Source organism: Arenibacterium halophilum (genome assembly GCF_005938225.1).
Lineage (GTDB): Bacteria > Pseudomonadota > Alphaproteobacteria > Rhodobacterales > Rhodobacteraceae > Arenibacterium > Arenibacterium halophilum.
The window spans coordinates 407,631-431,810 of the sequence record NZ_VCPC01000002.1; the positions used below are offsets into that span (position 1 = coordinate 407,631).

The window sequence follows — 24,180 nt, forward strand, 5'->3', positions numbered from 1 at the left end:
TTGGCCGCAAGGGCAGGGGCCGCATTGGCGGCCCGGCCCGCAGCGATCAGATTTCGGTGGCGCGTGTCGTGCGCATAAGGACGTAGGCCATCGCCATCAGCGCGATGCCGGCCCAGCCGCCCAGCATGTAATAGCCCAGCGTGTGCCACAGGCTGCTGCCATAGGCGACCAGCCCATAGGCGCCTCCGGCCAGTCCGGTGAAGATGGATGCAAAGATGTGCCCCGTCATGTGCCCTGCTCCTCTTTTTCCCCATTAGGCCCGGGACTCCCCAGTCCCGTGACAGTTTTATTAACCATTTGCCCAATACCCGCCGGAGTGATGCAGCGGGAGCACATCTATTGGTTGAGCCGGGGTTAAAGTCAAGCCGCCGAATTCGGCGAGGCGTCCAGAAATACGCGCACGGCGGCCTCAAACTCGCGGGGTTTGTCGGCGTGCAGCCAGTGGCCTGCGCCCGGCAGGCTGGCAAAACGCGCGTGCGGGAACAGGGCGCGAATGGTGTCACGGTCGGCGCGGTCCACGTAAGAAGAACTTTGCCCGGTCAGGAACAGGGCGGGGCCGTCGAACTGGCTTGATACCTCGGGAAATGACATGATTTCAGGCATGTAGCGTTCCAGAATGTCAAGGTTCAGCCGCCATTTCCGGTTCGGCAAATCCAGCGATTGGGTAAAGAAACTTTGCAGCGCAGGCTCGACGCCTTGTTCGGCCAGTATGGCCTCGGCCTCGGATCGGCGGGTGACAGCCGAAACATCCACCGCGCGCATGGCGTGGATATACGCCATCTGAGAGTGTGAATACGCCTTCGGCGCGATATCGCCGACGATCAGGCGATTAACGGCAGATTCGTGCTGCAAGGCCAATACCATCGCCGCCTTGCCACCCATCGAGTGGCCCAGCACGTCGGCACGCCCGCCAACAGATTCGATCACCTCGGCCAGATCGGCGGCCATGTCGGTATAGCTGTGGCTGTCGGACCAATCGCTGTTGCCGTGGTTGCGCATGTCCACGGCGATCACCTGCCGGCTGTCGCTGAGCCGCTTGGCGATGACGCCCCAGTTGCGGGCAGACCCGTACAGCCCGTGCGCGATAATCAGCGGCAATAGCCCGTCGCGAGGGGCGCCATGTTCGATGGTGTTCAACATGGCCGGGGTTCTAGCCGTTGCGCCCGCGCGGCGCCAGTGGCAAGAAGGGCGGCGGTGAGACTGGCAAGCAGGGGCAGGGGATGCGCGAGGCCGAAACATTCCTGAAGGACACGGACGAGCTGACACAGATGCTGCGCGTCAAGATGGGCGTGCGCGGGCGCGGCTATGCCTCGGCCTTTGGACGCGCGAAACGGCGGCTGCCCCGCACGGTGCGCGCCGAGGGCCGCGTGCTGGCCGAGGGCCTGGCCATGGCCGAACATCCCAAGCTGCGCCAGACGCTGGACTTTCCGCGCCTGAAACGCGCCGGGGCCGAGATGCGAAGCCATCTGGGCGGAATCAATCTGGTGGAGCGGCGCAAGGGCGCGCTTCTGAACCTGCTGGGCGTCATCGTCTTCAACCTGCTGGTGGTCGTGACGCTGTTCATCATCTGGCTGGTCTGGCGCGGTTACGTCTGAGACGCACACAAAAGGGGCGACCCGAAGGCCGCCCCCTGTTCTTCGTGTTCGTATGCCTTACAGGTCGGGATACAGCGGGTAGCGCGCGCAAAGCGCCGACACCTCGGTCTTGACCTTTTCCTCGACCGCGCCATTGCCGTCTTCGCCATTGGCGGCCAGCCCATCGACAACTTCAACGATCCAGTCGGCAATCTGGCGGAACTCGGGTTCGCCGAAGCCACGGGTGGTGCCTGCCGGGGCGCCCAGACGGATGCCGCTGGTCACGAACGGCTTTTCCGGGTCAAACGGCACGCCGTTCTTGTTGCAGGTGATGTGCGCGCGGCCCAATGCGGCCTCGGCGGCCTTTCCGGTCACGCCCTTGGGGCGCAGGTCGGCCAGACAAAGATGGTTGTCGGTGCCGCCCGACACGATGTCGATGCCGCCCTTCATCAGCTGGTCGGCCATGGCGCGGGCGTTGGCCTGCACCTGACGGGCATAGTCCTTGAAGCCGGGGCGCAGCGCCTCGCCAAAGGCGACGGCCTTGGCCGCGATCACATGCATCAGCGGGCCGCCCTGAAGGCCGGGGAACACGGCCGAGTTGACCTTTTTCGCGATATCCGCGTCGTTGGTCAGGATCATGCCGCCACGCGGGCCACGCAGGGATTTGTGCGTGGTCGTGGTAACAACATGCGCGTGCGGCAGGGGCGAGGGATGCACGCCACCGGCCACGAGGCCCGCGATATGCGCCATGTCGACCATCAGGTAGGCGCCAACCTCGTCCGCGATCTCGCGGAAGGCGGCCCAGTCCCATTCACGCGAATAGGCGGTGCCCCCGGCCACGATCAGCTTGGGCTTGTTTTCCAGCGCCTTGGCGCGGATGTCTTCCATATCAAGCAGCTGATCCTGCTGGCGCACACCATAGGACACCACGTTGAACCACTTGCCCGACATGTTCACCGGGCTGCCGTGGGTCAGGTGACCGCCGGAGTTCAGGTCAAGCCCCATGAAGGTGTCGCCCGGCTTCAGCAGCGCAAGGAACACGGCCTGGTTCATCTGGCTGCCCGAGTTGGGCTGCACGTTGGCGAATTCACAGCCAAACAGCTCTTTCGCGCGCTCGATGGCCAAGGTTTCGGCCACGTCAACGAACTGGCAGCCGCCGTAATAGCGTTTGCCCGGGTAACCTTCGGCGTATTTGTTGGTCAGGACCGAGCCCTGTGCCTGCAGCACGGCAAGGCTGACGATGTTTTCCGAGGCGATAAGCTCGATCTCGTCGCGCTGGCGGCCAAGTTCATCAGTGACCGAGCCAAACAGCTCGGGGTCACGGCTCGACAGGGGTTCGGTGAAAAATCCGGCATCACGGTGGGGCGCGTTCATGCAAGGCTCCTATCTGGAAGAGGGCGGGATGCTGGCACGTGTCCTAGAGCAAACCCCGGCAGGGATAAAGTGCATTAGCGACGATTCAGGCGTGCCATGCGCCAAGTCCGGCACCAACTCTGGCCTTGGCGGGAAAGGTATGATTGTTTCGGGATCAACTGCACCCTGTCGGAAACTTTTTACATGGATCTGAAGATCGCGTTCATGGCCGGGCGCTCGGCTGCGGCCCGGGCGGCGTTCGACACGCTGGTCGGGCAATATGGCAATGTCGCGCCGGAGGCGGCCGAGTTCATCGTGGCGCTGGGCGGTGACGGGTTCATGTTGCGCGCGCTGCATGCCACGCAGGCGCTGTCGGCACCGGTATACGGCATGAACCGGGGCACCGTCGGGTTCCTGATGAACGAATACAGCGAATCCGATCTGCCGGACCGGCTGCGCGCCGCCGTGCAAGAGGTGATCAACCCGCTGACCATGGTGGCGATGGATCAGGCCGGGATGCGACATCAGGCGCTGGCCATCAACGAGGTGTCGCTGCTGCGGGCCGGGCCACAGGCGGCCAAGCTGCGAATCTCGGTCGACGGGCGGGTGCGACTGGATGAACTGGTCTGCGACGGGGCGCTGGTGGCGACTCCGGCCGGGTCAACGGCCTATAACTATTCCGCGCATGGGCCGATCCTGCCAATCGGGGCCGATGTCCTGGCACTGACGGCGATCGCGGCATTTCGGCCCCGGCGCTGGCGCGGTGCCCTTTTGCCAACCACGGCGCATGTACGGTTCGACGTGATCGAGGCCGACAAGCGCCCGGTGATGGCCGATGCCGATTCGATTTCCATCGCCGATATCGACTGGGTCGAAATCCGGTCGGACCCGCGGGTCACGCACCGGATTCTGTTTGATCCCGGCCATGGGTTGGAAGAGCGGCTGATTTCGGAACAGTTCCACTAGCGCCGCTGCGGCGGATTTTTCCGCCTGCCCCAGGAATGGCCCGTTTCAGTCGTAAATCGCCCTTCATTCAACGGCATACAGGTTTCATCGGTGTCAAACGGCCTGTGTTTCCCTGCCGGGGATGCGCGCAAGGGCTGCTGACGCGGCATCTGACGCCTTGGTAACAAGTACCCGGTTCAGGTTGATGACGCGCCAAGTTGCGGGCGCGGGGCAGGGCCTCGCGCCGCGCGCTTTTTGTGAAAAAAGGTCAGGATCGTCACGTTAGTGTAATGCGCTTCACTTACCCCTGCAGCCGATTAGGCGACAAAGGGCCCAGGCTGCATTTTCAGCCCTCTGATCCGATGACCGGCCAGAGTGTGATGGTAACAAGTGAACATATCGTTTCCCCGATCTGCGGGCGCAGGGCCCCAACCCTGCGTCCGCAATTCGTTTGGGCGGGGGCTCAGCCCATGCGCTTCCACAGCGGATCGCACATGCGTCCAAGCCGCGCTTCAACCGCTTGCATCGCGTCCACGATCAAGTCTTCGCGCCAGCGCCGCCCGACGATCTGCACGTTGATCGGTTGCGGCCCCTGCGGCAGGTCGGCCAGCCGCGTTGGCAGATTCCCGGCCGGCAATCCCATGAAGTTCATCGAATAGGACCACAGCGCCGACCCCAGCACCTCGCGCACGCCTTCCGCGCCTTCGGTGTCGCGGTCGGGGGCAAAGAAGGGCTGCGGCAGGAAGGGCGTCAGCACCAGCGGATAATCGTTCAGCAGAAGGCTCCAGACGCGCGCGTAATGGGTGCGTCGCGCCATCACGGTCAGCAACTCGCCGCCCTCGAACGGGGGGAACTGGCGGAAATATTCGTCAAAAATCGTGTTCACCGTGTCGGATCCGGCGGCGCGGATGTCATTGCCCAGCATTCCCAGAGTTTCGCCCATCAGCGCGCGATAGCCGTCCATCGCGCAATCCTTCAATTCGGGAGGGTCGATTTCGGTGATCTCGTATCCCGCATCAGAAAGCGCATCGCGGGCAGCCAGCAGGGCTTGTTCCACCTCGGGGTGCAGGTCGAACCCAAAGGTTTCCATGGTAAAGCCCACCTTCACCGGCCCGTCGAGCGGGTCCATCCGCCAGGGAAGGGGCACATGGAACGGGTCGCGCGCGTCGGGCGCGATCAGGCTGGGCATCCCCAGATGCAGGTCTTCGGCGGCGCGGGTGATCAGCCCCTGCACCGACATCGCCTGCGACAGCATCCCGCGTTCAGATTTTTGCCCCGGGTTCCACGCGGGCACGCGGCCCAGCCCCGGCTTCACCGTCACCGCACCATTTGCGGCGGCGGGAAAGCGCAGGCTGCCGCCGATGTCATTGCCATGAGCCAGCGCGCCGATCCCGGCCATCACCGCCGATCCGGCCCCGCCCGATGAACCACCCGCCGACACATGCCGCCCCCACGGGTTGTGCGTGCGCCCGTGCAGCGGGTTGTCGGTGTCGGCGCGGAACGAGAATTCCGGCGTATTGGTGCGCCCGATCACCACGGCGCCCGCGTTCAGCAGGTTGGCGACCAGCGGCGCATCCTCGGGCGCGATCAAATCGCGCAGGGCGGGCAGGCCGTTGCTGGTGGCCTGGCCCTTCTGATCGATGTTGATCTTGATTGTCACGGGTACCCCGAACAGCGGCCCCGGAGTCGCGCCGCCCGCCCGCGCCTTGTCCAGCGCCACGGCGCGGTCCAGCGCCTGCGCCGACAGATCGACGACGACGGCGTTCAGGTCGGGATTGGCGGCAGCCATGCGATCGACCGAGGATTGCACGGCAGCCTCGGCGGTGATGTCACCGTTTTGCAATTGGGTCGAAAGGTCGGTGGCTGTCAGCTGCCAGAGGGGGGAAGTTGTCATGTTCAGGGTCTCCTTGCCCCGACCCTAGGGCCGGAGCAGGAAAGACGCCACATCGGAATGCGCCTGCCGCTAGGGCAGTCAGGCGCCGGCATATCCGATCGTCTGCAAGGCGGCGCGAATTTCATCAAGGATTGCCGGATCGTCGATGGTCGCCGGCATCTTGAAGTCCTCGTTGTCGGCAATCTTGACCATGGTGGCGCGCAAAATCTTGCCCGAGCGAGTTTTGGGCAGGCGGTCCACCACGACCGACAGCTTGAACGCCGCCACGGGGCCGATCTGATCGCGCACCAGCTTGGCGCATTCGGCGGTGATGTCGCCATGTGGTCGGTTCACGCCCTTGGTCAGGATCACGAAACCAACGGGCAGTTGCCCCTTCAACGAGTCGCCCACGCCGATCACCGCGCATTCGGCCACGTCGGGATGGCTGGCCAGCACTTCTTCCATCGCGCCGGTCGACAGACGGTGCCCCGCGACGTTGATCACGTCATCGGTACGCGCCATGATATACAGGTATCCATCCTCGTCGATCATGCCCGCATCGCCGGTTTCATAATAACCGGGGAACGCGGTGAGGTAGGATTTGCGGAACCGGTCCTCGGCGTTCCACAGGGTTGGCAGCGTGCCCGGCGGCAGCGGCAGTTTCACCGCGATCGCGCCCAACTCGCCCGGTTTCATCGGGTGCCCGGCTTCGTCCAGGATTTGCACGTCATAGCCCGGCATCGGCACGGTGGGAGAGCCGACCTTGACCGGAAGCGCCTCGAGCCCGGCGGGGTTGCCCGCGATGGTCCAGCCGGTTTCCGTCTGCCACCAGTGATCGTAGACGGGCTTGCCCAGCACCTTCTGCGCCCATTCGATGGTATCGGGATCGGCGCGTTCGCCGGCAAGGTACAGCGCGCGCAGGCACGAGATGTCATAGCGTTTGACGCTGTCGCCTTTCGGATCTTCGCGTTTCACCGCGCGGATGGCGGTGGGGGCGGTGAAGAAGCTGCGCACGTTGTGTTCGGAAATCACCCGCCAGAAGGTGCCCGCATCGGGGGTGCCCACGGGCTTGCCCTCGAACACCACGGTGGTGTTGCCGTGGATCAGCGGGCCATAGGCGATATAGCTATGCCCCACGACCCAACCCACGTCCGACGCCGCCCAGAAAACATCGCCCGGATCGACGTTATAGATGTTCTTCATGGACCAGTTCAGCGCCACCAGATGCCCGCCGGTGGCGCGCACCACGCCCTTGGGCGCGCCGGTGGTGCCCGAGGTATAAAGGATATAGGCCGGGTGGCTGCCCGGCACGGGCACGCAATCGGCCGGGGCCACACCCTCCTGCACCGCGTCCCAATCGTAATCCCGGCCTTCGATCAGCTCGGCGCGCTCCTGATCGCGCTGAAAGATCACGCAGAACTCGGGCTTGTGGGTGGCCTGTTCGATGGCCCCGTCCAGCAGCGGTTTGTAATGCACCACGCGCCCCGGTTCCAACCCGCAGGACGCCGCGATGATGGCCTTGGGGGTGCAATCGTCGATCCGCACGGCCAGCTCATGCGCGGCAAACCCGCCAAAGACGACCGAGTGGATCGCCCCGATGCGTGCGCAGGCCAGCATCGCCACCAGCGCCTCGGGCACCATGGGCATGTAGATGATGACGCGGTCTCCGGTTTCGATCCCTTTGGCCTTCAGCGCCCCGGCCAGCTGCGCGACCTTTGCCTGCAATTGGGCAAAGGTGATGGCCGATTTGGTGCCGGTGATCGGGCTGTCGTAGATGATGGCGTTCTGATCGCCTCGGCCGTCGCGCACATGCCGGTCGACCGCGTTGAAACAGGTGTTCACCAGACCATCGTCAAACCACGAATAGATCGGCGCCTTGTCATCGTTCAGCGCCCGGGTCGGAAATTTTTCCCATTCGATGGCTTTGGCCGCTTCAGTCCAGAACCCTTCGGGGTCGGCTTTCCACCCTGCGTATACGTCCTTGTATCCCACGCCTCATCCTCCTCCGCGTCGTTGATACGGTGATAGGGCGGGTTTTGCGGCCTCGCAATATCGGCACCTGCGGTCAGGCGTCACGGTTGGCGCTAAACGTGATCGTGATCTCGGGCGGAAAGCGACGCGCGCGTCGAATTTGTGCAAGTGGAATCGGACCCGTGGTGGAAGTGTTAATTCAGGAGGAAACGCGGTGTTTCCCCCTGTGGTCAAAGGATTGTTGCCATGGGCGACAAGAAATCGAAACCGTCGAAACCCGGCGAAAAGACAGTCAAGAAATAACCCCAGAGCAAGGGCCTTCCGTCACGGGGGGCTCGGTTTCCCTCGTGACGGATCGCGCCTAACCGTAATGCGCAACAGGGGTGCCCGCGATGGCCCCCATGTTCAGCAAGCCCCGCGTGGTGATCGACGGCGACACGATATGCGCCTTGTTCCCCATCCCCATCAGGATCGGCCCCACCTCAAGCCCGCCGGCGCGCATCTTCAGGATGTTGCGCACGCCGCTGGCGGCATCGGCATGGGCAAAGACCAGCACGTTGGCCGCACCCTCCATCCGTGAATTCGGGAAGATCCGCGCGCGTAGCTGCGCATCCAGCGCGGTATCCACGTTCATTTCGCCTTCGTAGACGAAATCGCGGGGGCTGGAATCAAGGATCTCGAGCGCGCCGCGCAGGCGCTTGCCCGAGCCTTCCGCCTGATTGCCGAATTGCGATTGCGAACACAGCGCCACCTTGGGCGCGATGCCGAACCGGCGCACGTGGCGGGCCGCTCCGATGGCGATTTCAGCCAGTTGTTCGGGATTGGGCAGCTGATGCACATGGGTGTCGGCAATGAACAGCGGCCCGTCTTCCAGGATCATCAGGCTCAGCGCGCCCTGCGGATGCAGTGCCTCCGTTCCCAAGACCTGGCTGACATAGTTCAAATGCCAGCGGAATTCGCCGAAGGTGCCGCAGATCAGGCTGTCGGCCTCGCCCCGGTGGACCATGATCGCGCCGATGGCGGTCGTGTTGGTGCGCATCACGGCCTTGGCAATGTCGGGCGACACGCCGCGCCGCTGCATCAGCTCGTGGTAGGAATTCCAGTAATCGTAATAGCGCGGATCGTTTTCCGGGTTCACGATCTGCACGTTCTCGCCGGGCCGCAGGATCAGGCCGAACCGGTTGCAGCGCTGTTCGATCACGTCGGGGCGGCCGATCAGGATGGGCTGTTCGGTGGTTTCCTCCAGAATCGCCTGCGCCGCGCGCAGCACGCGTTCATCTTCGCCCTCGGCAAAGACGATCCGGCGCGACGCGACCTTGGCCGCCTCGAACACGGGGCGCATGAACAGGGCGGATTTGAACACGCTCTGGTTCAGCTTCTGTTTATAGGCGGCCATATCCGGGATCGGGCGCAGCGCCACGCCACTGTCCATCGCCGCCTGCGCGACCGAGGAGGACACGACCCCCACCAGACGCGGGTCGAAAGGTTTCGGGATCAGGTAGTCGGCGCCAAATGTCAGCTGTTCGCCACTATAGGCCGCCGCCGCCTCGGCGCTGGTGGTGGCGCGGGCCAGGTTCGCGATTCCGTCGATGCAGGCCAGTTCCATTTCATCGTTGATCTCGGTCGCGCCCACATCCAGCGCGCCGCGAAAGATGAAGGGAAAGCACAGCACATTGTTGACTTGATTGGGAAAATCGCTGCGGCCCGTGGCGATGATGGCATCAGGCGCCACCGCGCGCGCCGCATCGGGCAGGATTTCCGGCGTCGGGTTCGCCAGCGCAAAAATGATCGGGCGCGCCGCCATGCGCGCCACCATCTTGGGCGTCAGGACGTTGGGGCCGGACAGGCCAAGGAACAGGTCGGCCCCGTCGATCACCTGATCGAGGCTGCGCAGATCAGACGCTTGGGCAAAGGCCGCCTTTTGCGGGTTCATGTCTTCGGCGCGGCCTTCATAGACCAGCCCGTGAATGTCACACAGCCAGATGTTTTCGCGCCGCACGCCCAGCTTCATCAGCATGTTGAGGCAGGCAATCCCCGCCGCACCGCCCCCGGTCGACACGATCTTGATGTCCTCGAACGCCTTCTGCGCCACGAACAGCGCGTTCTTGGCGGCGGCACCCACCACGATCGCGGTGCCGTGCTGGTCGTCGTGGAATACCGGGATGTTCATCCGCTCGCGGCACAGCTGTTCAACGATGAAGCAGTCGGGGGCCTTGATGTCTTCGAGGTTGATCGCGCCAAAGGTCGGCGCCAGCGCGCAGACGATATCGGCCAGCTTCTCGGGGTCGGTTTCATCCACCTCGATATCGAAACAGTCGATATTGGCGAATTTCTTGAACAGGACGGCCTTGCCTTCCATCACCGGTTTCGAGGCCAGCGCGCCGATGTTGCCCAGGCCCAGAACGGCGGTTCCGTTCGACACCACCGCCACAAGGTTGCCGCGCGCGGTATAGCGGGCCGCCGTGGTCGGGTCGTCGCGGATTTCCAGACAGGCCTCGGCCACTCCGGGGGAATAGGCGCGCGCCAGATCGCGCCCGTTCGCCATGGGTTTGGTGGCGCGGATCTCCAGTTTTCCGGGCTTCGGGAACTCGTGATAATCAAGCGCCGCCTGGCGCAGGTTGGGTTGGTCAGTCACGGTATGCGCGCTCCTCAACTGTTTTGTTTAGCGTTAAACTAATTTTCCGGCGCGGCAAACGGGTGATTTAACGGCCCGCCTCGGAGGGCGGGTTGCCAAGGCCAAAATCTGCAGCCAGATTTGCCCGCGAAAGACCAAGCAAGAGGCCACCATGAGCGTTGTCACCGCCGAGATCCGTCTGCCCACCTCTGAGTTGCGGGATGACATACCGTTTTACACCAAGATTCTGGGGATGCGGATGGATATGATTTTTCCCGCCGATGACCCAAAAGTCGCGGTGTTCTCGGGGCATGGCCTGCGCCTGCGGATCGACGCCGACGCACCCGAAGCGCCGGGCACCATCCGTATTCTGTCGGACGATCCCGACGGTTTCGCCGATGGGAAGCGCCAGCTGGTCGCGCCGAATGGCACGAAAGTGGAAATCGACCATCGCAACCCACCCGTGGCCATGCCCGAAACCCAGCACGCCTTTGTCGTGCGACGTCTGGCCGATCAGGCGCCCTGGGTGATTGGCCGCGCGGGGATGCAGTACCGCGATCTGCTGCCCGACCGGCTGGGCGGGTCGATCATTGCCAGCCATATCCGCATCCCCGATGGCGGGCCGGTGCCCGACATGGTGCATTTCCACCGCGTCGGGTTTCAGCTGATCTTCTGCTATCGCGGCTGGGTCGATGTCGTCTACGAAGATCAGGGGCCCAAGATGCGGCTGACTGCGGGCGATTGTTTCATCCAGCCGCCGGAAATCCGGCACCGGGTGCTGGAAGCCTCGGACAATGTCGAGGTGATCGAGATCGGCGTGCCCGCCGAACATGTGACCGAGATCGACCACGAGATGGAATTGCCCACGCCGCACCTGCGCCCCGAGCGGGAATGGCAGGGCCAGCGGTTCGTGTTCAATCAGGCCAAGGGGGCCGAGTGGCTGCCGTTCCGGCTGCCCGGCTACATCTGCCGCGACACCACGATTGCCGATAACACCAAGGGCGTCGCGGGGGTTCAGGTCGTGCGCCCCGGCGAGGGCACGCCGCAATGGGCGCGCCACGACACCGACATCCTGTTCGGTTTCGTGATGCAGGGGCGTGCCACGCTCGAAAGCGAAGGCCGCGAGCCATCGCAGCTGGTGGCCGGGGATGCCTATGCGATCCCGCCGAACCTGCGCACCAGGCTGGGTGCGGCCAGCGACGACTTCGAACTGCTCGAAGTGGCCTTGCCCGGCGTGTTCACCACCACGCTTGATGGCTGACACAGGGGCTGACGCGGGGACAGGCGCGCGCGGCCGAACTTCTGCTTGCATCCCCTTGGGCGGGGCTGGCAACCTGAGTGCTCAGAAGACCAACCAGCCGGGGGAAAGATGACGCAAGATCTGAAATGGGCCGCGCTGGCCGTGCGCGAAAACGCCTATGCACCCTATTCGCGGTTCAAGGTGGGGGCCGCGATCCGGGGCGCATCGGGCAAGATTTACGCAGGCTGCAACGTCGAAAACGTGGCCTATCCCGAAGGCACCTGCGCCGAAGCGGGGGCGATTGCCGCCATGATTGCAGATGGCGAAACTGTCCTGACAGAGGTTTATGTGGTGGCCGATGCGCCCGACCCGGTGCCGCCTTGCGGAGGCTGCCGCCAGAAGCTTGCGGAATTCGGGGCGGCGGCGGTGCCTGTGACGCTCTCGACCACGGCGGGGGACGAACGCGGCGTGACCATCGGCGATCTGCTGCCCGGGGCGTTCGGCTCTGCCCATATGCCGGGCTTCTGAGGCGATGGATGCCCGTGCAATCATTGCCCGCCTGCGCAAGGGCGAAGTGCCAAGCGAGGATCAGCTGCGCTGGTTCGCGCAGGGGCTGGCCGATGGCGGAGTCAGCGATGCGCAGGCCGGCGCCTTTGCCATGGCGGTCTGCATGGGCCAGCTGGGCACCGAGGGGCGCGCCGCGCTGACCCGCGCAATGCGCGACAGCGGCAAGGTCATGTCGTGGTCCTTGCCCGGGCCGGTGGTCGACAAGCATTCGACCGGCGGCGTGGGCGATGCGGTGTCGTTCCTGCTGGCACCTGCGCTGGCGGAGTGCGGGGCCTTTGTGCCAATGATCTCGGGCCGGGGGCTGGGGCACACAGGCGGCACACTGGACAAGCTGGAATCCGTCCCCGGTGTGGCGACCCTGCTGCCGCAGGACAGGTTCCAACAGGTCGTCGCCAGCGCTGGCTGCGCCATCGTGGGCGCAACGGGCGAAATCGCCCCGGCAGACAAGCGGCTGTATGCGATCCGCGATGTGACGGCGACCGTTGAAAGCCTTGATCTGATCACCGCTTCGATCCTGTCGAAGAAGCTGGCCGAAGCGCCCGATGCGCTGGTGCTGGACGTCAAGACCGGCTCGGGTGCTTTCATGAAAACCCCCGAAGAGGCGCGCGCGCTGGCCAAGGCCTTGACCGAAACTGCACAGGCCGCCGGCTGCCCGACCCGCGCCGTAGTCAGCGATATGAGTCAGCCCTTGGCCCCCGCGCTGGGCAACGCGCTGGAAATCGCCGAGGTGATGCGCGTGTTGACCGAGGCGTGCACCGGCCCTCTGGCGCGGTTGACCGCGATCCTTGGGGGTGAGGCCCTGTGCGCCGCCGGTCTGGCCAAGACGGCGGATGCGGGCAAAAAGGCGATCTTCGACGTGCTGGCCGATGGCCGTGCCGCCGAACGCTTTGGCCGGATGCTGGCCGCGCAGGGCGGGCCGCTGGGCTTTGTCGACAACTGGGCGCGCTTCCTGCCCGAGGCGACGGTGATGCACGAGGTCACCGCGACCGAAACAGGCTATATCACCGCGATCGACGGTGAGGCGCTGGGCCTGACGGTCGTGGGCCTTGGCGGGGGGCGGCAGGTGGAAAGCGATACGGTCGATCCGGCGGTGGGCCTGTCGCGCGTTCTGGGGCTGGGCGAAAAGGTGCAGAAGGGCACGCCGCTGGCGGTGATCCATGCCAGCCGCGAAGACGCCGCGCGCCGGGCCGAGGGCGAGGTGCGCCGCGCCTATACCATCGGGCAAACCGCGCCGAAGCTGCCTGATCTTGTGCTGGAAAGGATCGGCTGATGCCGCGCGCCTTCCTTGTGGTGATGGATTCCGTCGGGATCGGCGGTGCGCCGGATGCCGACCGTTTTTTCAATGGCGACCGGCCCGACACGGGCGCGAACACGCTGGGCCACATCGCGCAGGCCTGTGCCGAGGGGCGCGCCGAGCAGGGGCGCAACGGGCCGTTGCAGGTGCCCGCGCTGGCGGCGCTGGGGCTTGGTGCGGCGATGCAGCAGGCCAGCGGCACGGATGGCGGGCTGCCGCCGCCCGATGGCACGGGGCGCTGGGGGGCAGCGGTTGAAACCAGCCCGGGTAAGGACACGCCTTCGGGCCACTGGGAGTTGGCCGGGCTGCCGGTGCCTTGGGAGTGGCACTACTTTCCGAACGACACCCCGTCCTTTCCACCCGATCTGTCCGCCCGCGTGGCCGAGTTGGCCGGAACCGACGGCATTCTTGGCAATTGCCACGCCTCGGGCACCGAGATTCTGGCGCGCCTTGGCGCCGAGCACATGCAAGCCGGCTGGCCGATCTGCTATACCTCGGCCGACAGCGTGTTTCAGATCGCCGCGCATGAGGACACATTCGGGCTGGACCGGTTGCTGGACCTCTGCCGCGCCATTGCCCCCACCTTGCACGCGATGAAGGTCGGGCGCGTGATCGCGCGCCCCTTTGTCGGCACGCCCGAGGCCGGGTTCACCCGTACCACCAACCGTCGCGATTTCGCCATCGCGCCGCCGGGGCCGATCCTGACGGATTGGGTGCAGGCAGCGGGCGGACATGTGCATGGCGTGGGCAAGATCGGCGACATTTTCTCGATGCAGGGCATCGACGACGTGCGCAAAGGCGATGACGCCACGCTGATGCGCCACCTTGCGGATCTGGTCGAGAGTGCCGCCGATCACAGCCTGACCTTCGCCAATTTCGTGGAATTCGACAGCCTGTACGGTCACCGCCGCGATGTATCGGGCTATGCCCGCGCGCTGGAAACCTTTGACGCAGGCATCGCGCCCATACTGGAAAATCTGCGCGACGGAGACATGATGATCCTGACCGCCGACCACGGCAACGACCCCAGCTGGAGTGGCACCGACCACACGCGAGAGGCGGTGCCGGTGCTGGTTGCGGGGCAGGGCGGCGGGCCGCTGGGTACGGTAGCCTTCACAGATGTGGCGGTCAGCATCGCCGCGCATCTGGGCGCGCAGGCCACGGGGCCGGGGCGCAGCTTTCTGTAAGCCGCGCCGCTTTCGCGGGTGCAGGCGCTTGTGAATCCCGCGCGGCTGTCGGAAAAGGGTCACCATCCGCATCATAGCCCGAGGCCGCCCATGACCGATCACCTGACCGAAGTCGCCCATCCGCTTGTCCAGCACAAGCTGACCCTGATGCGGGACAAGGCCACGCCCACGGCTGTTTTTCGTCAGCTTCTGCGCGAAATCACCCAGCTTCTGCTGTATGAAATCACCCGCGAGCTGCCGATGACCACCAAACCCATCGACACCCCGATGGAGGTGATGGACGCCCCCACGCTGGCGGGCAAGAAACTGGCGCTGGTGTCGATCCTGCGGGCCGGGAACGGGATGCTGGACGGCGCGCTGGAGCTGATCCCCTCGGCCCGGGTCGGGTTCGTGGGGCTGTACCGCGACGAGGAAACCCTGCAACCGGTCCAATATTACTACAAGGTGCCCGAGGCGATGGAGGACCGGCTGGTGATTGCCGTGGATCCGATGCTGGCCACCGGCAATTCCTCGGCTGCCGCAATCGACTTGCTGAAGCAATCCGGCGCGCGCGACATCCGCTTTTTGTGCCTATTGGCCGCGCCCGAAGGCATCGCCCGCATGAAAGAGGCGCACCCAGATGTGCCCATCGTGACGGCGGCGGTAGATCGGGGCCTGAACGATCATGGCTATATCATGCCGGGGCTTGGCGACGCGGGTGACCGGATGTTCGGCACCAAGTAGCCGAGGTGGCGCCAAGCCGCTGGCGGCGGAGTTTTTTCCGCCGCCGTGCTTTACGACTCAGGCAAGACCCGGCAGACTGCACCGCAATATCTTGTGGGGCCAGTCATGAGAGTAACAAGAATTATTGCGATCATACTTGGTTTGGGGTGGGCTTTCGGCGCCCCTGTCACCGCGCAGACGCTGCGGGATGCAGGGCCTCCGGCGGAATTTCCTCCGGCGTCCTACACCGGCAAGCAGTACGTCGACAGCAAGGGCTGTGTCTATATCCGTGCGGGGATCGACGGCAGCGTCACTTGGGTGCCGCGTGTCACGCGCCAGCGCAAGCTGCTGTGCGGGCAGGTGCCCTCGCTGTCGCCGGATCAGCTGGCGCGGGCCGGGTCTGCCCCGGCGCGGCCAGCGCCACCCGATGCGGTGGAAATCACGCTGACACCGGGGCAAGCCACAGCAACGCCCGCGCGCCCGGCGGCCACGCCTGCACCCGCACCGCGCACACCCTCTGCCGCGCCGGAGCCGACTGTGATTGCCCGGCCCGCGCCTGTGCGCACGGCTCCGAGAGCCCAGCCAGCCCAGCCGACGACCGTGCGCGTTCAGCCGGTTGCACCCGCCCCCAGACAAGCGCAGGCGGCGACGGCCCTTGCCCCCAGCACGCGCATTGTGCCGCGTCATATCTATGAAAACCGCCAGAACACCCGGGGCGGCACCGTGCCTAAGGGCTATCGCAAGTCGTGGGACGACGACCGGTTGAACCCCTATCGCGGCGAACGCACCGCCGCGCCAAGCGGCACCTTGCCGGTGCCACGCGTGCCCAAGGGATACCGCCCCGCGTGGGACGATGACCGGCTGAACCCGAACCGAGGCCCGCGCACTGCGCAGGGCGAAGCCGCAACCGACGCGATCTGGACCCGCACCGTTCCGCGCGAATTGATTCAGGAACCCACGCGCGGCCACGTCCGGCGCATCCCCAACAACGCGCGTAACGGCAATTCGCCGTTTTGGGAGCCGCCGGCGCGCGCGACAGTTGCCCAACCGCGCGTGTCGACACGATCGGAGCCTGTGGCCTCGACGGGGCAGGCCTTTGTGAGGGTGGCGGTCTACCGGGCCGAAGCGCAGGCGCGCACTGCTGCGCAATCGCTGGTCAAGACAGGCATGACGCTGCGGCTGGGCACCCTGCGTCACAAGGGAGAGACATTGCAGGTGGTAGTGGCCGGTCCGTTCCCGTCGCAAGCCACGGCCAGCGCGGCAGTGGGGCAATTGCGCGCCGCCGGGTTCAGCAACGCGCAGCTGCGGCGCACGCCCTAAGCAGGGATCAACCGCCGCAGACGCTTTGCAGCAGCACCCAGTCGCGATCTTTCAGCACCGGGGCGGGGGATTGGCCCGACAGCGGGTCAGCCTCGATCAGGCCGATGGTGGATTCGCCGGTGATGTCACGCGCATAGGCGTAAGGGGTCGAGGGCACCAGCGCCGCTTCGAACCCGTCCAGCAGACGATCCAGCGGCGGCGCAGTGCGTGGCGCAACCAGCACCCGTTCAGCATAGCCATCCAGAATCGCCTGGTTCAGATCGCCCGTGGTCAGCAGGCGAAAGCTGGCGGCGATCCCGCCTTGTTTCAGCACGTCGCCGAGCGGGTCGCGCAGCGCAGCGCGCGTTTTTTCGGCCACGATATACCCCGCCACCACCGAGGGGTCTTCGAAATCTTCGAACAGCGCGCGGTTCAGCAGGATGATCCCGCCGGGCAGGTGCAGACTGGTGCGGACACCACCGGGTAGCACAACCAGTTTGCGCACTTCCATCCGGCGCGCCAGCCGCGCCAGCACGGGGCCATTGTCAGAGGTTCGGCAGGCCCGGCCCGACACCCGCTCGACCCGGGTCAGCAGGGCCTCGCCAATCGCCTGCCGCTTGATCACTGGCACCAGCTTCAGCGCGTGACGCTCCATCGCGCCGGGCAGCCAGAACACCGCCAGCGCCGTCAGGATCAGCGCAACGGCCGCAGTGCCGACAAAGCGCAGCCGCCCCGGGCGCGGGCGGGCCCGATCGACGGCGGAGCGCAACCGTTCGATCGCCTCGATCATCTGGGCTTCTCTCTCGTCAAGGTCCAGCGTCTCGCCGGGGTCGCCCTCGGGGTGATAGGTGGCCGGCATCCGGCCCGGGTTCTTGCGGCGGATCGCGGCCAGAGACCAATGGGTCAGCGCGCGGCCCTGGAAATCGGAAATCGTGAGCGTCGCCTCGCCAACCGAAACAAGCACCTCGCGGCGCTGCGCCTCGGGCGTCGCGCGCCACAGGCCCGTCGCTTCGAGCCGCTCGTATTCCCTGAATGCCGTCATCCCGCCCGGGTCTGCCCTGCCTGCGCCAGCCCTATCACGCCGCTTTGACTGCGGTAAACGGGATAACGTGCCCAGAAGCCACACAGGATGCAGAATTCGCCATCATCACAGCGCCTTGGCCTTGCCGCGCAGCTCGAATTTCTGAATTTTCCCGGTCGAGGTTTTTGGCAGCTCTCCGAACACAACCTGTTTCGGCGTCTTGAACCCGGCCAGCCTTTCGCGGGCAAAGGCGATCAGCGCGGCAGCATCCCCCATCGCCCCCGGCTTCAGCTCGACAAAGGCGCAGGGCACTTCGCCCCATTTCTCGTCAGGTTTCGCCACCACGGCACAGAGCATCACATCTGGATGCCCCATCAGCACGCCTTCGACTTCAACGGACGAGATGTTTTCGCCGCCGGAGATGATCACATCTTTCGCCCGGTCGGTGATCTGCACGAAGCTGTCGGGGTGCTGCACGGCAATATCGCCCGAGTGGAAATAGCCGCCCTTGAAGGCTTCGGCTGTCGCTTCGGGGTTCTTGTAGTACCCCTTCATCACCCCATTGCCGCGCATCATGATTTCGCCGGTGGTTTCGCCATCCATCGGGGTTTGCCGCATCTGGTCGTCCATCACGGTGATGTGGTCGTAGATCGGCATCGCCACACCCTGACGTGCCTTGATCGCGGCGCGGTCGTCGCCTTGCAGATCATCCCAGTGGGGCCCCCAGGTGCACTCGGTTGCCGGGCCATAGGTTTCAGTCAGACCGTACACCTGCGTCACGTTGAACCCCATCGGTTCGATCCGGGCCAGCGTCGCCGGGGCAGGGGGGGCGCCTGCCGTGAACACCTCGACCGTGTGATCGAAGGCGCGCCGCTCGCTCTCGGGGGCGTTGACCAGCATGTTCAGCACGATGGGCGCCCCGCCGAAATGGGTCGCGCCTTCGTCGGCGATGGCGGAAAAGATCGCAGGCGCCGTGATGTCGCGGCAGCAGATGATGCGCCCGCCCAGCATCGGCATCATCCACGTATGACACCAGCCGTTGCAGTGAAACAGCGGCACGATGGTCAGGTAGCGCGGCCGCAGCACCATGCGCCAGCTGAGGATCTGCCCCATCGCGTTCAGATAGGCGCCGCGATGGTGGTAGACCACGCCCTTGGGCCGACCGGTGGTGCCAGAGGTGTAGTTCAGCGCGATGCTTTCCCATTCATCGTCGGGCATGATCCACTCGAACGCAGGATCGGCCCCGGCCAGCATGTCCTCATAAGTCAGATGCCGCCCGGTGGCGGGGAACCCGGCCTGTTCGTCGGGCACTTCGATCAGGATCGGCGCGGGGCCGTCCTGCGCGGCGATGGCCTGTTCGGCGAGATCAATGAACTGCGTGTCGGCCAGCACCACCTTGGCACCGCCGTGACCCAGGATATAGGCGACCGTATCCACATCCAGCCGCGTGTTGATCGTGTTCAGCACCGCACCACAGGCGGGCACGCCGAAATGCGCCTCGGCCTGGGCGGGCAGGTTCGGGATCAGCGTCGCCACCACATCGCCCGGCGCCACGCCCCGCGCCGCCAGCGCCGAGGCCAGCCGCGTGATGCGTTCGGCGTATTCCACATAGGTCTTGCGATGCGTGCCATAGACCACGGCCAGCTCGGGCCCATAGATCGACACCGCCCGCCGCAGGGTCGACAGCGGGGTCAGCGGCACATAGTTGGCCGGCCCCTTCTCCAGCCCGGTTTCATCCGCCATCCAGCCCATGTCAGCCCCTCCCATCTGTGCCGCGTCGCGCCAATTCTGCGCCGGGGCGCGCGCGAAGGAAAGCCCGTTATGCGATTGCGAAGGCGGGGAAAACCGCTAGCCTTGCGGCATGATCCTCAGCACCGGGCGGCGATACCTGTTCATCCATATCCCCAAGACGGGGGGCACGGCGCTGGCGCTGGCGCTGGAAGCGCGCGCGATGAAGGATGATATATTATTGGGGGACACGCCCAAGGCGCTGCGGCGGCGCGGCCGGGCGGCGCAGGGGGCGGCGCGCGGGCGGCTGTGGAAACATTCCACCCGCGCCGATGTCGAGGGGCTGGTCCCGACAGAGGTGCTGAACGACCTGTTCGCCTTCACCCTCGTGCGCAACCCGTGGGACCGGGCGGTCAGCTATTACCACTGGCTGCGCGCGCAAACCTTCGACCACCCGGCGGTGACCCTGGCCCGCACGCTTGATTTCAAGGGCTTCGTGACCGCCCCCCAGACCATCGCCGCCTTCCAGGCCAACCCGGCCGCGTCCTACCTGCGCAGCAGCGACGGCGAGGACCGCCCCGCGCTATTCATCCGCATCGAGCATTTCGATCAAGACGCCGCCCCCCTGTTCCACCACCTCGGCTTTCCCCTTGCCCTGGAGCGGGTCAACACCTCCGCCCGCGCAAGGGACCACCGGACATATTACGATGACGAAAGCGCCGAGGCTGTGGCGTTGGCGTGTTCAGAGGACATCGCGCGGTTTGGGTATGGGTTTTAAGGGGGTACGTGTACATTGATGTTGCGAGGGGGTGGATTCTAGCCGCTTCGCCGCGTCCTGTATGATTGTCATAGAAGCGCTTTATCGTCTCTCGCCAATCGATTCAGGGGCGCTCTTCAACTTTGGACGCCTACCACGCTTGTGGAATTTGGCGAAGGTACGACTCACTGACAAGAGAGCTAAATGAGCGATTTCATTCTCCGCTCTTTCCGAATTTTCCATATGATGCGAATTTTGGAAGGATGTCCGCGATCGCATCAATCTCGGGCCTGAAATCCTTCAGAGCCTTTTTGATTAATTCTGCAATCCTTTCTTGATCTTGGACGTCTTCCACGTTGAAAAAGTTCTTCTTAAAAATCTTCGAGTATTTGCGGCCTTCATCTGCTGCGCCTGCTTGAAATTTGATTCGCAGCCTGCTATTCGTCTTGGTGGCATTCTGAATGCCGTTGATCAAATCATGACGAAACTCGTGATCACTTGCCGGGCCGACTTCGGACATCAGTCTAATTTTTCCTGATGTGCCGTCTGCATCAACTGTCAGGCTTATCCACATTGTGATGGGAAATCCCATCGCCCAGTTTTCACAACCGTTCCAATAAAGTTTTCCCCCGCCAAGTGCTTTATGCCAGCTTTGGGGGAGAAAACTAATGCTGCTTGCGTCACAGTTATTGAAAACGAATCTCTCATTATCAACCTCTACTATATTTCCGTGCTCCAGTCCCTCCCCAAAAACCGAGTCGCATGCGAACGAGAAGTCTGTCGCTTTTCCGTGCTCAATGACAAAGTCCAAAACGCGCCGGTGATCGCGATAAAGCTGCCTAGCAAGCTTCTCCAGTTCTTTCTGCTCTTCACTCATTCCCGTAGCTTCCCGGATAATTTCAAGATAATGCTTTACAAATGTTTCAACTTCGGCAGTCAGGGGGTGGCGTCCCGACACGGCTTGCTGCTCCAGGATCTCGCAGATTGACCCATAGTTAATAGGAGCATATCTGTCGTCGTCAGGATCTTCGTCCCAAAGCGACAAAAAGATGCCTCGAATATGAGAAAAGTCGTCTTTGCTAAAGCTCGATTGGACCAACTTCAGATAGCGCGCCAGCTGATTGGTGTGTTGTCCGCTATCGAACTTGTTTTCGATCACGAAGATCCATTTGTTTGCTGGGCTCAGCAAGAGAATGTCAATATGCCTCCATTCGCGTCGAACTTCCGTATCCATCATGTCAGCTTGGGATACCTGCAACGCTGATGGGTGCATGGCCGTAGGATGTCCCCGTAGAGCCTCAGAGATGAAAGCTTTCAGAAACTTATCCCCCAAACCGTGCGTTTCCTGGGGGTTGAGAAGCCACGCGAGAATGGCTGAATGACGGATTTCCATTCTTGCCATTCGCATGGTTTTAATCGGATTGAACTTCGAAAGGTGTGCCCTGACATTGTCGAGGTCCCGGTTGTTGACGAATAAGCTTTCAAAGTCATCCAAGGTCGGGGCGGTATTTAAATCCGGAACGGCACTCATTGGCAAATCTCAAAAAATAATATTGTACAGGGTTGAATGTTTTGACCCGCAGCTTAGGCTAACTTCGCGGCGCTTCAATCCTTTCGATGTTTGACACGGAAAGTATGAGAAAGCAACGGCGCAGCACACAAAAGGGTCTTTCCTACACAGGATGTGCTGGCATCTGCAATACTCTGGCCTAGAATGAATCTCAGCTATGAGCCGAATTCCCCCAAAAAAAAGAGGCGCCCGAAGGCGCCTCTCTTAACTCTCCTCAGGCTGCCTTGGCTTCTGGCCCGAAGCGGCCGTAGAAGCTTTGGCCCTTGGCGGCCATCTCGCGCAGCAGGTCGGGGCATTTGAAGCGCTCGCCGTATTTGGCGGCCAGCTGGTCGCAGCGTTCGGCGGCGTAGGGGGTGCCGATGATGTCGAGCCAGCTGAACGGCCCGCCCGACCACGGCGCAAAGCCCCAGGCCAGAACGGCGCCCACGTCGCCTTCGCGGATGTCTTCCAGCACGCCTTCCTCGAGTGCGCGCACGGCCTCGAGCACCTGGGCGAACATCAGCCGTTCCTGCACCTCGATCAGGTCGGGCTGTTCCTCGGCGAGGGGGTATTTGTCGTGGATGCCCTTCCAGTAGCCGATGCGCTTGCCGTTCTCGTCATAGTCGAAGTACCCGGCCTTGGCCTTGCGCCCCAGGCGGCCCTTTTCCTCCATCCAGAACACCAGGTCGTCGGCCTCGGAGGCGGGGTATTCGTTGCCCATCGCCTCTTTCGTGGCGCGGGTGATCTTGGCGGCCAGGTCGATGCTGGTTTCATCGCCCAGCTGGATCGGCCCCACGGGGAAGCCCAGCTGCCGCGCGGCATTGTCGATCAGCACCGGCGCGACGCCTTCGGTGACCATGCGCGTCGCTTCGTTGCCATAGGGGATGATGCAGCGGTTGCAGTAGAAGAACCGCGCGTCGTTGACCACGATGGGCGTCTTGCGGATCTGGCGGACGTAATCCAGCGCCTTGGCCACGGCCCGGTCGCCGGTTTCCTGCCCCTTGATGATTTCGACCAGCAGCATCTTTTCAACCGGCGAGAAGAAGTGGATGCCGATGAAATCCTTGGGCCGCGAAAACGCCTTGGCCAGCCCGGTGATCGGCAGGGTCGAGGTGTTGGAGGCAAAGATGCAGTCCTCGGGGATGACCTGTTCCACCTTCTGGGTGATCTCGGCCTTGACCTTGGGGTCTTCGAACACCGCCTCGATGATCAGGTCGCAGCCTTTCAGCGCGTCGAGATCGGGGGTGGCGGTGATGAGGCCCAGCATCGCGTCCTTCTTCTCGGGGGTGACCTTCTTGCGCTGGATGCCCTTGTCCAGATAGGCCTCGGTATAGGCCTTGCCCTTGTCGGCGGCGGCCTGGTCGCGGTCGATCAGCACCACTTCGATCCCCGCCTGGGCCGAGACCAGCGCGATGCCCGCGCCCATCATGCCCGCGCCCAGCACGCCCAGCTTCTTGACGCGCTGGTCCGGCACGCCCTCGGGACGCACGGCGCCCTTTTCCAGCGCCTCCTTGTTGACAAACAGCGAGCGGATCATCGCGCCCGAGGATGGGTTCATCAGCACATGGGTGAACCAGCGCGCCTCGATCTTCAGCGCGGTGTCGAAATCCACCAGCGCGCCTTCGTAGACCGCGCTCAGCAGGGCCTTGGCGGCGGGGAAGGCGCCCTGGGTCTTGCCGTGGACCATGGCGCTGGCGCCGACGAAGGTCATGAACCCGGCAGGGTGATAGGGGGCGCCGCCGGGCATTTTATAGCCTTTGGCATCCCAGGGTTTCAGGATGTCGGCGTCCTTGGCGGTCAGCACCCACTCCTTCGCGGCGGCCAGCGGGTCGGCGACGACCTCGTCGATCACGCCCGCGCCTTTGGCCTTGGCCGGTTCCAGCATCTTGCCTTCCAGCAGCAGCGGCGAGGCCGCCATCGCGCCCAGCTTGCGCGCCAGCCGCGTGGTGCCGCCTGCGCCGGGGAAGATGCCGACCATGATCTCGGGCAGGCCGATGCGCGCCTTGGGGTTGTCGGCCACGAAGATGCGATGCGTTGCCAGCGGCAGTTCCAGCCCGATGCCCGCCGCGGTGCCGGGCAGTGCGGCGGCAATCGGCTTGCCGCCCTTGTTGGTTTTCGGGTCCATGCCCGCGCGCTCGATCTTGCGCAACAGGGCGTGCATCTGCATCGTTCCCTCGAACAGACCCTTGGCCGGATCGTCGCCCGCCTGTTCCTTCAGCGTGGCAAGCAGGTTCAGGTCCATCCCGCCAGCAAAGGAACCCTCCTTGCCGCTGGTGATGACGATGCCCTTGATGGCATCATCCGCCAGCGCCGTGTCGACCAGCGCGTCAAGTTCCGACAGGCCCTCGATCGACATCACGTTCATCGTCTTGCCGGGGCAGTCCCAGGTGATGATGGCAACGCCGTCGTCGCCGGTGGTCATGGTAAAATCGGTCATCTGTTTCTCCCTTCGTGGGGTATCTGAGATGGGGCACGGCGTGCGCCCCGAAATGTCTTGGTCAGGTCA

Annotated in this window: 19 protein-coding genes; 9 read left to right on the forward strand and 10 right to left on the reverse strand. The window is 64.1% G+C overall.

Annotation, left to right across the window (positions count from 1 at the left end):
• Window positions 1–46 precede the first annotated feature (46 nt).
• Window positions 47–229 carry a hypothetical protein gene (locus FGK64_RS08725; protein WP_138863428.1) on the reverse strand — a complete coding sequence of 61 codons (183 nt, stop codon included), beginning with the start codon at window positions 227–229 and terminating at the stop codon, window positions 47–49.
• A 131-nt stretch (window positions 230–360) separates the two neighbouring features.
• Window positions 361–1,140, reverse strand: a complete 780-nt coding sequence (locus FGK64_RS08730; protein ID WP_138863429.1) for an alpha/beta fold hydrolase — start codon at window positions 1,138–1,140, stop codon at window positions 361–363.
• Between the two features lie 17 nt (window positions 1,141–1,157).
• Between FGK64_RS08730 and FGK64_RS08735 the strand changes: the two genes are divergently transcribed.
• Window positions 1,158–1,595, forward strand: coding sequence for a hypothetical protein (locus tag FGK64_RS08735; protein WP_138863430.1), 438 nt, complete (start codon window positions 1,158–1,160; stop codon window positions 1,593–1,595).
• Window positions 1,596–1,652: 57 nt separating this feature from the next.
• Here the strand turns inward: FGK64_RS08735 and glyA are convergent, their stop codons facing one another.
• A complete protein-coding gene (glyA, locus tag FGK64_RS08740) occupies window positions 1,653–2,948 on the reverse strand; it encodes a serine hydroxymethyltransferase (RefSeq protein WP_138863431.1) in 1,296 nt (431 codons plus the stop codon).
• A gap of 183 nt (window positions 2,949–3,131) precedes the next feature.
• Between glyA and FGK64_RS08745 the strand changes: the two genes are divergently transcribed.
• Window positions 3,132–3,893, forward strand: coding sequence for an NAD kinase (locus FGK64_RS08745; protein ID WP_138863432.1), 762 nt, complete (start codon window positions 3,132–3,134; stop codon window positions 3,891–3,893).
• A 442-nt stretch (window positions 3,894–4,335) separates the two neighbouring features.
• Here the strand turns inward: FGK64_RS08745 and FGK64_RS08750 are convergent, their stop codons facing one another.
• The 3 genes from FGK64_RS08750 to FGK64_RS08760 all read right to left on the reverse strand — a co-directional run bounded on the left by FGK64_RS08750 (window position 4,336) and on the right by FGK64_RS08760 (window position 10,351).
• Window positions 4,336–5,766, reverse strand: coding sequence for an amidase family protein (locus tag FGK64_RS08750; RefSeq protein WP_138863433.1), 1,431 nt, complete (start codon window positions 5,764–5,766; stop codon window positions 4,336–4,338).
• 78 nt (window positions 5,767–5,844) lie between these two features.
• Window positions 5,845–7,737, reverse strand: coding sequence for a propionyl-CoA synthetase (locus tag FGK64_RS08755; RefSeq protein ID WP_138863434.1), 1,893 nt, complete (start codon window positions 7,735–7,737; stop codon window positions 5,845–5,847).
• A 340-nt stretch (window positions 7,738–8,077) separates the two neighbouring features.
• Complete coding sequence (locus FGK64_RS08760) at window positions 8,078–10,351, reverse strand: NADP-dependent malic enzyme (RefSeq protein ID WP_138863435.1); 2,274 nt, start codon at window positions 10,349–10,351, stop codon at window positions 8,078–8,080.
• A gap of 151 nt (window positions 10,352–10,502) precedes the next feature.
• Here FGK64_RS08760 and FGK64_RS08765 point away from each other — a divergent pair, with 151 nt between their 5' ends.
• The 6 genes from FGK64_RS08765 to FGK64_RS08790 all read left to right on the forward strand — a co-directional run bounded on the left by FGK64_RS08765 (window position 10,503) and on the right by FGK64_RS08790 (window position 16,640).
• A complete protein-coding gene (locus FGK64_RS08765; RefSeq protein WP_138863436.1) occupies window positions 10,503–11,591 on the forward strand; it encodes a cupin domain-containing protein in 1,089 nt (362 codons plus the stop codon).
• Window positions 11,592–11,699: 108 nt separating this feature from the next.
• The gene (locus FGK64_RS08770; RefSeq protein WP_138863437.1) at window positions 11,700–12,098 is read left to right on the forward strand and encodes a cytidine deaminase; all 399 of its coding nucleotides are present in this window, start codon (window positions 11,700–11,702) and stop codon (window positions 12,096–12,098) included.
• Between the two features lie 4 nt (window positions 12,099–12,102).
• The gene (locus tag FGK64_RS08775; RefSeq protein ID WP_138863438.1) at window positions 12,103–13,407 is read left to right on the forward strand and encodes a thymidine phosphorylase; all 1,305 of its coding nucleotides are present in this window, start codon (window positions 12,103–12,105) and stop codon (window positions 13,405–13,407) included.
• Complete coding sequence (locus tag FGK64_RS08780; RefSeq protein WP_138863439.1) at window positions 13,407–14,618, forward strand: phosphopentomutase; 1,212 nt, start codon at window positions 13,407–13,409, stop codon at window positions 14,616–14,618. Before FGK64_RS08775 ends, FGK64_RS08780 begins: the two co-directional genes overlap by 1 nt.
• A gap of 90 nt (window positions 14,619–14,708) precedes the next feature.
• Complete coding sequence (gene upp / locus FGK64_RS08785) at window positions 14,709–15,341, forward strand: uracil phosphoribosyltransferase (RefSeq protein ID WP_138863440.1); 633 nt, start codon at window positions 14,709–14,711, stop codon at window positions 15,339–15,341.
• A 105-nt stretch (window positions 15,342–15,446) separates the two neighbouring features.
• Window positions 15,447–16,640: an SPOR domain-containing protein gene (locus FGK64_RS08790; protein ID WP_138863441.1), complete on the forward strand. Its 1,194-nt coding sequence runs from the start codon at window positions 15,447–15,449 to the stop codon at window positions 16,638–16,640.
• 7 nt (window positions 16,641–16,647) lie between these two features.
• Here FGK64_RS08790 and FGK64_RS08795 read toward each other — a convergent pair whose 3' ends face one another.
• Both FGK64_RS08795 and FGK64_RS08800 read right to left on the reverse strand, forming a co-directional pair.
• A complete protein-coding gene (locus tag FGK64_RS08795) occupies window positions 16,648–17,661 on the reverse strand; it encodes a hypothetical protein (protein ID WP_138863442.1) in 1,014 nt (337 codons plus the stop codon).
• 105 nt (window positions 17,662–17,766) lie between these two features.
• Entirely contained in the window at window positions 17,767–19,392 is a 1,626-nt protein-coding gene (locus FGK64_RS08800) for an AMP-binding protein (RefSeq protein ID WP_138863443.1), read from the reverse strand.
• A 109-nt stretch (window positions 19,393–19,501) separates the two neighbouring features.
• On the opposite strand from FGK64_RS08800, the gene FGK64_RS08805 reads away from it, so the two are divergent.
• A complete protein-coding gene (locus tag FGK64_RS08805) occupies window positions 19,502–20,146 on the forward strand; it encodes a sulfotransferase family protein (RefSeq protein WP_138863444.1) in 645 nt (214 codons plus the stop codon).
• 193 nt (window positions 20,147–20,339) lie between these two features.
• On the opposite strand, the gene FGK64_RS08810 is transcribed toward FGK64_RS08805, so the two are convergent.
• Together FGK64_RS08810 and FGK64_RS08815 are read right to left on the reverse strand one after the other, a co-directional pair.
• Window positions 20,340–21,656, reverse strand: a complete 1,317-nt coding sequence (locus FGK64_RS08810; protein ID WP_138863445.1) for a PDDEXK-like family protein — start codon at window positions 21,654–21,656, stop codon at window positions 20,340–20,342.
• Window positions 21,657–21,909: 253 nt separating this feature from the next.
• Window positions 21,910–24,111 carry a 3-hydroxyacyl-CoA dehydrogenase NAD-binding domain-containing protein gene (locus tag FGK64_RS08815; RefSeq protein ID WP_138863446.1) on the reverse strand — a complete coding sequence of 734 codons (2,202 nt, stop codon included), beginning with the start codon at window positions 24,109–24,111 and terminating at the stop codon, window positions 21,910–21,912.
• Between the last annotated feature and the right edge of the window lie 69 nt (window positions 24,112–24,180).

Coding starts and splice junctions, on each gene's coding strand:
- FGK64_RS08805 (WP_138863444.1), top strand. CDS start 19,502: ATGATCCTCAGCACCGGGCGGCGATACCTGTTCATCCATATCCCCAAG.
- FGK64_RS08780 (WP_138863439.1), top strand. CDS start 13,407: ATGCCGCGCGCCTTCCTTGTGGTGATGGATTCCGTCGGGATCGGCGGT.
- FGK64_RS08810 (WP_138863445.1), bottom strand. CDS start 21,656: ATGAGTGCCGTTCCGGATTTAAATACCGCCCCGACCTTGGATGACTTT.
- FGK64_RS08775 (WP_138863438.1), top strand. CDS start 12,103: ATGGATGCCCGTGCAATCATTGCCCGCCTGCGCAAGGGCGAAGTGCCA.
- FGK64_RS08725 (WP_138863428.1), bottom strand. CDS start 229: ATGACGGGGCACATCTTTGCATCCATCTTCACCGGACTGGCCGGAGGC.
- FGK64_RS08800 (WP_138863443.1), bottom strand. CDS start 19,392: ATGGGCTGGATGGCGGATGAAACCGGGCTGGAGAAGGGGCCGGCCAAC.
- upp (WP_138863440.1), top strand. CDS start 14,709: ATGACCGATCACCTGACCGAAGTCGCCCATCCGCTTGTCCAGCACAAG.
- FGK64_RS08770 (WP_138863437.1), top strand. CDS start 11,700: ATGACGCAAGATCTGAAATGGGCCGCGCTGGCCGTGCGCGAAAACGCC.
- FGK64_RS08745 (WP_138863432.1), top strand. CDS start 3,132: ATGGATCTGAAGATCGCGTTCATGGCCGGGCGCTCGGCTGCGGCCCGG.
- glyA (WP_138863431.1), bottom strand. CDS start 2,948: ATGAACGCGCCCCACCGTGATGCCGGATTTTTCACCGAACCCCTGTCG.
- FGK64_RS08765 (WP_138863436.1), top strand. CDS start 10,503: ATGAGCGTTGTCACCGCCGAGATCCGTCTGCCCACCTCTGAGTTGCGG.
- FGK64_RS08795 (WP_138863442.1), bottom strand. CDS start 17,661: ATGACGGCATTCAGGGAATACGAGCGGCTCGAAGCGACGGGCCTGTGG.
- FGK64_RS08750 (WP_138863433.1), bottom strand. CDS start 5,766: ATGACAACTTCCCCCCTCTGGCAGCTGACAGCCACCGACCTTTCGACC.
- FGK64_RS08730 (WP_138863429.1), bottom strand. CDS start 1,140: ATGTTGAACACCATCGAACATGGCGCCCCTCGCGACGGGCTATTGCCG.
- FGK64_RS08815 (WP_138863446.1), bottom strand. CDS start 24,111: ATGACCGATTTTACCATGACCACCGGCGACGACGGCGTTGCCATCATC.
- FGK64_RS08790 (WP_138863441.1), top strand. CDS start 15,447: ATGAGAGTAACAAGAATTATTGCGATCATACTTGGTTTGGGGTGGGCT.